Consider the following 7,392-nt stretch of genomic DNA (forward strand, 5'->3'; position numbering starts at 1 on the left):
TGTTAGAAGATGGTGCCGACGGACAGGCCCTCGTCGGTGTTGGTCAGTTGCCGCTCCCACTCGGAGCGGATGTGCTCCACGTGCGCTTCCGGGTGCGACCCATATTTGAAGATGTAATGTCCATCGGCGAGGTTCTCGATGGTGCGTGCCGTCTCCGGGGCGAACCCGAAGGTTTGCTGGCACCAGAGGGCGTCTTCGGGGCGGGACTGCCGGTAGACGATGACGGTTTGTGCTTCCTGGATGATGGCCATGCCGGGTGAGTCTTTGGGAATGTCGGTGCCTTTGTGCATGACGAACACGTTCGAGATGCCCAGGCCCCGGGAGAGTTTTTGGTTGGCTTTGATCAGCTGCGCCGACGGTCCACCGATCATGTGCCAGCCCTCCTCATAAACAACGGTCGTCGCGGAGGTGCGTTCGCTTCGCAGCCGGCCGAGCATCCACATGTTCCCGATCGCCATGACCACCGGCACCGCCGGGCCGTCATCGGGCAGCTGCGAAATATCAAACGATGTCAGCTTGCCGCTGAGGTCCACGGCTGCTGAGGTTTCGCCGTCGAGGAGGCCGGCGTATTCGTCGAGCAGCCCGTTCAACGTCCACTTCACGGACAGGCCGGCCTTATGCAGGTCGTCGCGGGCGGTGGCCGACAGGGTGCGGTAGTCGTCATCGTCGACGACGAGGCCGAGGTTCGGCAGCACGTCGGCGAGCACCGGGGCCCGCCCGTGTGTTTGGCCGACGGTGCGGCGGAGGGCTGCGCGGAGGGCTTCTTCTTCCCAGCCGTTGAGGGGCTGGTCTCCGCGAGCTATGCGGGTGACGATGTTCAGCAACCGAATTTGACCGTCGACGCCGGTGCCGCGGGCGATCATCGGATCGAGCAGGTTCAGGGTAGTGCCGGTGCCATCGGTGGTGAACCGGATCGGTTCAAACCCGTAATGCCGCACCACGTTGGAGTACTCGCCCTCCCCGTTCTGATCCTTCTTGTCAAACACCACCCCACGCCGGCCCTGCAGCAGCAGGGGCCGGACGACGTAGTTGCATTTGGTGTGGGAGCTTTTGCCGGCGCCGACGTCGCCCATCACGATCACGTTCGGACTCGACACCTCCCGCGGCTCCGAGTTATACGCCGTCACGGGGTCGTGGGAGATCGTCGTACGGGAGAGCACGTCCCGCCCGTTGACGACACCGCGGGTGCCGGTCGGCGGGCCGATCAGCGCAGTGTTGAGGATCTCGGCCTGCCGCGTCGTCGTTGGCGCGCCAGCCAGCGCCGGCGCGTAAAAGCCGCGCCGAGCCGCCGCCGCCTGGGTGCGCAGCGGCGTGCCGGGCAGTGCCCACGGCACAATCTCCACCGCACCACGGCTACCGGCCGCGTCGGTCCCGCCAGCCTTGTCGCCGGGGACTTCGACGGGCGGTGCGAAGCGGCGCAGCACGGGCAGTGCCCACAGCTTCGCGCGGGATGAATTGGTGTCGTTGGGTGTGGTCATGTGAGGGCCTCCTTGTCGGATTTGCCGGCCAGGCGGCTGTAGACGCGGGCGGAGAACGATGGCGTGGATGCGGCCAGGCCGCGGCCCATGGGCCACGTCGTGCCAGATGCGGCGGCCTGGTACGAGTCGAGCCAGTCCAGGCTTTCAATGCCCAGGCCGGTCGAGCAGGTTTCCTCGAGCTGCCTGGATGCCCGCGCCAGTTCTTCGCGGGAGCGGACGGAGATGGTCACGAACCCGATCCAGACGGCGCCGTGGTGCTGCGAGCCGGAGATGAGGTCTTGCCGGCGGCGCCTGGCGGCCGTCATGTGCACGTCGGTATCGTCCGTGTCGAGCTGCCCGGCCTCCCTCCGGGAGAGGGCTTCGGCCGTGTCGCGGACCAGATCTTGCCGGGCAGCGACTTTCGCCTCCGACGCCGGCACCAGGTGTAGATGGAAGCTGACCGAGCGGATGAACTGGATGTCCTTCCCGATCAGCAGGTCCAGCACCCACAGTTGGGTGCGGGCGGCGGTGGCGAGCGCTTCGGCGCGGATCGCGGCGGTGCGGTGCCACCACCGCACCGGCAGCCCGGTGAGCGGGTCGATGCTGTCGACGATGTGCGCGGAGAATTCCTCCTCGGCGGGTTCGCCGACCCGGTTCGGGTGCACGTCGGCGACGAAGTCGATCGGCCGCGACGGGTTCTGCTGATGCCGCACCACCGCCGCCACCTGCCGCGCCGTCAGCACCTCCACCCGGCCAATCTTCGACTCCGCCAAACCACGCTGAGTCGAGGCGATCTCCTGCCGCATCAACGCCCGCCACCCGTCCCGCCCATCGCCGTATTTGCGAGCGGCGTCGATGAAGGCGGGGGTGAGCGGCCAGTTCACGGTAACGAAGTGGCGTTGCACCATCGCATCGTTCCCGGTTAGGCGTAGTACTTCTTCGTAGGAGGCGACCGCGTCGACCGGCGCAGCCGGGTCGAGGTTGTTCAGCACCCAGAATTCCTGCAACGCCGTATCGGCCGGCAGCACCCGAGTGGTGATCTGCACGTCTTGCACGAGAACGGAGGGCACGGCGCGGGCGGCGAGGAACGCACCCCAGCCGTGGGCCGCGCGCGCCATCACGCTGGCCGATTCGATCCCGCGCAGCTGCCCGCTGACGGTGAACGTCACCGACAGGTAGCTCTGCTCCCCAACGGGGGCATGCCAGGCAATGCCGGGCTCGCCCCGGCCGTATTGCAGCCAGCCGAGCCCGTCCGACCCGTCCGGGTTCGCCCGCATCGCCACTACCGCCCGGCCCGCCTCCGCAGCAGCCGCCCGGGCCGCCGCGCCCGTGGCGGCGCGGGCCTCGGCAAGAGCCTGCTGGAGCTGGTCCCACGCCCCGACCTCGTAGGGCACGAACCGGGTCGTGCCATCGTGACTGCGCTTCTTCCACCGGGCGCGCTTGCGCCGCCGGTCGACGATCGATCCGCGGTGCGTTTTCGCGGTGACCAGGAACGTCACCCCGCAACTGACTGCGGCCGCGGCGAGGGCGGGCCAGCCGATCAGCGGGGTGAACACCATCCCGAACACGAGCGAGCAGGCCAGGAAGATGATCCGGGCGCGAGAGTGCGTCCCGCCGAAAAAAGAGCGGTGTCCACTCTCCCCACCCAGATAACGGATGACCGTCCGGTTACGCAGGTCCGTCATCATGGGCGATCTCCTCCCAGAGTCGGGGTGTCATCCATCGACTCCGTCACCTGCTCCCCCGCCGTCTGCGCCAAATCCACGCCCTTCCCGACGACCTCGACACCCTTGTGCGCAGCGGCGATCCCCGCCGCCGCGATCAACGTCGGAACGCCGACAACCGCGCCCGCGCCGGTCGCCGACTCCGCCGTCCCAACGGCGGCAAGCCCGGTCTCAGCCGCGGCCGCGCCTCCGCCAGCGGCCACACTGGCCCCGGCAGCTCCCGCCGTCGCGGTCGCTGCGCGGCCGGCGCCGATCGTCGCCCCTTCACCGGCCGCGCCAGTGCCGGCTGCGGCAGCAGCAGCGCGATTACCGATGACCTCCGACAGGCTCCCCGGAGCTGTCGAGGACTCCGAAACGCGCTCGGTCGTCGAGTCCGTGGACTCTTTGGTGGTTGTTGAGCTGGACCGATCCTGGCTGGAGGGTTGGCCGTAGCGTTCGGTAGCTTCAGTCATGGTCTGCGCCCCGATGTGCTTCCCAACGTCCACGGACGGACCGGTCGTGCCACCGAAGGCCATCGGAATAATCGGCGCGAACTTCATCAGCAGAAGCGGCGAGAGCGCGGCCATCAGCAGACCGATGATGGCTACTAGGAGCGACACCATCGATTGCAGACCGAAGTTGTTGCCGAACGCGCTGAGCTGGTTCGCCGTCATGGAAAACGCCAGACCCAGCAGCAGGAACAGCAACGGGTGTGCGGCAAGAATGCCAATCCACAGCGCGGCGATCTTCAAGCCGAAGGAGCGTTTGTTCTTGTCGATGATCCACACCAGCCCGAGCGGCAGCAGCACCCCGGTGAAGTACAGCGTCACCAGCTGCACCAACAACATCAGCAGCACCAAGAAAAGGGCGAAGATCATGCAGATCATCAAGATGACGCCCATGACGATCCCGCCGGTGATACCGACCGGGTCAGCCTGCTCAATCATGGAGCTGAACTGCCCGGTGACAGTCGTCGCCGTGCCGGTCAGGCCCGCTGCGACAAAAACGTCCGTCAGGGAGTGGAAGAAATTGATCAGCATGATCCCGAACATCGGCCCAAACATGGCCCCGAGCAGGAACGTCCCAAAATAGAGACCCACGGACTCAACCAGGTCGCGGCCCGCCTGGGCGCCGCGCGCCGTGCGCACCGACTGCGGGATCAACAACAACACGGCCACGAAGATCGCCGTGGCGAAGCTGATCTTGTAGGCGCTAATGAACCAATCCGACGTCAAATCCGGCAGCGTCGCACTGGTCAGCGCCGGCATGATGTCGCGGCTCATGCCCGTCGCCGTGTCGCGAAGCATCTTGAAGGAGTTGCCCCACGGGTCGGACCAATACGACGCGACACCCACTGCAGTGTTGAAGGCATCGGCGATAGGTTGAACAGGGTTCCACCAACCGTCATCGGTCGCGAGCATGAGTGCCTGCGCGAGCATCAGCATCCCTCCGTGAATGGCTGCCCCACCGAGTACAAACTCTCCGGCGAACGGTTACCGTCCGCATCGAAGATTTTCCAATTCCCGTCTTCCCACACCGTCACAACCGTGATGGCCGAGTTCAGTGTGGGACTGAGCGCTCCATCGATGACAAAAGCAGTGCCAATCGACACTTCAACTCGATCACCGGCCGCCGATTCCACGTTCCAAACACCGGGAATGGTGCTCATGTAATACGCGACACCAGGTCCAACGACGCCGCCCGACAGATCGGGCTGACCAGACAGATACCCGGGCAGATCGCTCATTACAGAGTCGCGCGCCATCGCGCTGCCACCGACAGCGGCAGCGTCGTCGGCGGATGGATAGGGAAAGCGTTGAATCCACCGCACAAAAGACGCTGCGAAGTCGACTGCGCCGTTGGTCGTTTGCGGCGCCGCCTTCTGTGCAGCGAGCACCATGGCGGCGTCGCGTGCCTCGCCGCCGAGGCATCCGGTCGGCTCCGCTTCGACCGGTGGCGTACTCGGCGACGGTGTGCTGCTTGTCACCGGGATTGTCGGTTCAGCCGTGGGTGTGGCGGTGCCGGCCTGGCTGCCGTAGTAGACGGCGCCGGCGATGATGAGGGCGCCAACGAGGATGGCGGCGCCGACGATCCAGGGCCAGGTGCGGCGGGTGGGTGGTGCGGTCGCATGCACGAGAGCTCCTATCCGAAGACGGCAAGGATAGCGCCGACGATCACGGCGAGGGCGGCCAGCACGCCAAGGGAGATACCAGCCCACATAGCCTGATTGCGAGCTGTCTTGTACTCGTTCGGGTTGCCGCCGCTGGAGGCGCTGGCCATCTTGATGATGCCGATGATCAGGAACACGATCGCCAGGATGATGCCGATCCCCCACACCCCGGCGAGGAGCTTCTGCCAAAGCAGGGTAAATTCCGTCCCGAAGATGGTGAAGTCCGGCAGGATGCCATCGAGTGGGTTGTCAATCGTGCGCACGATGGTGCCCACGAGGGTCTGCAGGGATTCTGTGAGCATGGCGCTTCGCCTTTCGCGGCTATCGGACGGTGGCTTGCAAAGTACGAACGACGCCTGCCGCCGCGGCGGCGAACGCGCGTCGCGTCGGCGGGGCGAGATGCCCGAGGGTGATCTGCCCGCGCTCAGCAATGTGCGGGTCATACGGGATGGTGAACACCTGCTCGACGCCGGCGTCGGCGATGATCTGATCGACCCGGTCGACGACCTGCCGGTTCTCCGGCCGCCCATCGGTCAACCGCAGGATTGTCGCGTGGTCGGCCAGGCTTGCGGCCTTGCCGCCGGCCGAACGCATCACGTCCAGCAGCGCGACCGCCTCCAGCACCGCGTCTCCGGCGTTGAACACCGGAATCACCAACGCGTCCGCCGTGTCGACGGCGCCCTGGAACGCGGACGAGGAAGGTTGGTTGCCGCTGTCCATGACTCGGATGCCGTAGTACTGGTCGACGACTGCCGCGACAGCCGTCACGTCGTCGCGGGTGAGGCGCGGCCTGCGACGGACGGTGCCGATCACGGAGGCGAACGAGGTTTGAGGCGCGGTGTAGCCGGCGAGCTGGCCGGCGCTGCTGATGGTGTCGACGTCGCGGACGAGTTCGCCCATGCCGCGGGCCGGGTTCCCTTCAGCCCGGAACGAGAGGGCGCCGGGGTCGTCGGAGACCTCGAGGATGCACACTGATCCGCCGCGGGCGGCGGCGAGGACTCCGCCGGCGATGATCGCCGACGGTGTCTTCCCGACGCCGCCTTTCTGGTTGGCAACCAACACGCTCACCGCGCGGGTCCAGGTTGCCTGCCGGATCGTTTCCTCATCCCGGCGCAGCGCCTCGGCCTGCTCGCGCTCCGCCAGCTCCGCGGGCCCTGGCGTGATCGACAGCCCGAGGCGGGAGAGGATGCCGCGCAGGCCGCGCTGCGCGCCCTGCGCTGGTGGGGCGGTGGAGAGTAGTCCGAGGTTGTGGTCGGCGCCGCCGAACAGGTCGGCCAGAGCCGGTTCCGAGGGGCGTCCCGCCGGCTGCTGCGGCGTCGCGGCGGCCGGCGCACCAGTCTCGTCGACGGCCCGGAGCTCTGGGGCCGTGACTGCAGGGCGTTCGTGGGTGGGGGCATCTGCTTCGATGTAGCCCTGGGCGCGTGAGGCGCCGCGAAAGGCGGTGCTGACGGGTGGGTCGGTGTGCTGGTTCGTGGTCTGTGTCGTTGTTGCCTGATTCTGAGTGGACACAAGAAAATCTCCCTCTCTAGGACTCGATACGGTGCTCGTCAATCACCACAACAACACAGCGATTGGCATCAGTGACGGGGTTGGCCGAGCGCCGACGGATTGTGGCAACAGCCGGGCCTATTGCTGCCAGCGGGGCTGTCGTATCCGTTCGAGCGGACCGGGTGCGCACCGTCACTTTTTCCTTTCTGTGCGGCGTCGTTGCCGTCTACGTCGAGAGTAATGCTCACCTCTGACATTGGAGGCGACACACCGCCAAGAAGACACAAAATGCCCTCGAAAAGTCCCGGCGGCAACAACCAGTTCGGGACCTGGGTAGGCCTCAGGCTGGGTTGGCGGGTAGTGGCGGCAGGACGATGCAAGGACCTGAATGGAAGCGGCTGGCGCCGCTGCAACCCCCAAATTTTGAGCCGCGTTCGCGGCCTGTTTTTGAAGGGCTTGTTTGACCTTTCCGGCCGGTCATCGTAGCTCGCTTCGCGCCTGCGTTCCCAGATTCTCAGACGCGGTCGCAGGCTCCCTTATTTCGCCTGAGATTCTGGGCACTTTCGGCTCTCCC

General features: G+C 66.3%; 6 protein-coding genes. All 6 read right to left on the bottom strand.

Going from position 1 to position 7,392, the window contains the following annotated elements:
* Positions 1-2: 2 nt before the first annotated feature.
* From QMF22_RS16520 to QMF22_RS16545, 6 genes are read right to left on the bottom strand one after another with little or no spacing between them, the layout of a single operon-like run.
* The gene (locus tag QMF22_RS16520) at positions 3-1,478 is read right to left on the bottom strand and encodes a putative type IV secretion/conjugal transfer ATPase (RefSeq protein ID WP_283455651.1); all 1,476 of its coding nucleotides are present in this window, start codon (positions 1,476-1,478) and stop codon (positions 3-5) included.
* Positions 1,475-3,145, bottom strand: a complete 1,671-nt coding sequence (locus tag QMF22_RS16525) for a hypothetical protein (protein ID WP_283455653.1) — start codon at positions 3,143-3,145, stop codon at positions 1,475-1,477. The genes QMF22_RS16520 and QMF22_RS16525 overlap by 4 nt, the downstream gene beginning before the upstream one ends.
* Entirely contained in the window at positions 3,142-4,605 is a 1,464-nt protein-coding gene (locus tag QMF22_RS16530) for a hypothetical protein (RefSeq protein ID WP_283455654.1), read from the bottom strand. The genes QMF22_RS16525 and QMF22_RS16530 overlap by 4 nt, the downstream gene beginning before the upstream one ends.
* A complete protein-coding gene (locus tag QMF22_RS16535; protein WP_283455656.1) occupies positions 4,599-5,294 on the bottom strand; it encodes a hypothetical protein in 696 nt (231 codons plus the stop codon). Before QMF22_RS16535 ends, QMF22_RS16530 begins: the two co-directional genes overlap by 7 nt.
* Positions 5,295-5,302: 8 nt before the next feature.
* Positions 5,303-5,632, bottom strand: coding sequence for a pilin (locus QMF22_RS16540; protein WP_233198210.1), 330 nt, complete (start codon positions 5,630-5,632; stop codon positions 5,303-5,305).
* 19 nt (positions 5,633-5,651) lie between these two features.
* Positions 5,652-6,839, bottom strand: a complete 1,188-nt coding sequence (locus tag QMF22_RS16545; RefSeq protein WP_283455659.1) for a hypothetical protein — start codon at positions 6,837-6,839, stop codon at positions 5,652-5,654.
* Positions 6,840-7,392 lie beyond the last annotated feature (553 nt).

The organism is Cryobacterium sp. PH31-L1 (genome assembly GCF_030063145.1).
GTDB lineage: Bacteria > Actinomycetota > Actinomycetes > Actinomycetales > Microbacteriaceae > Cryobacterium.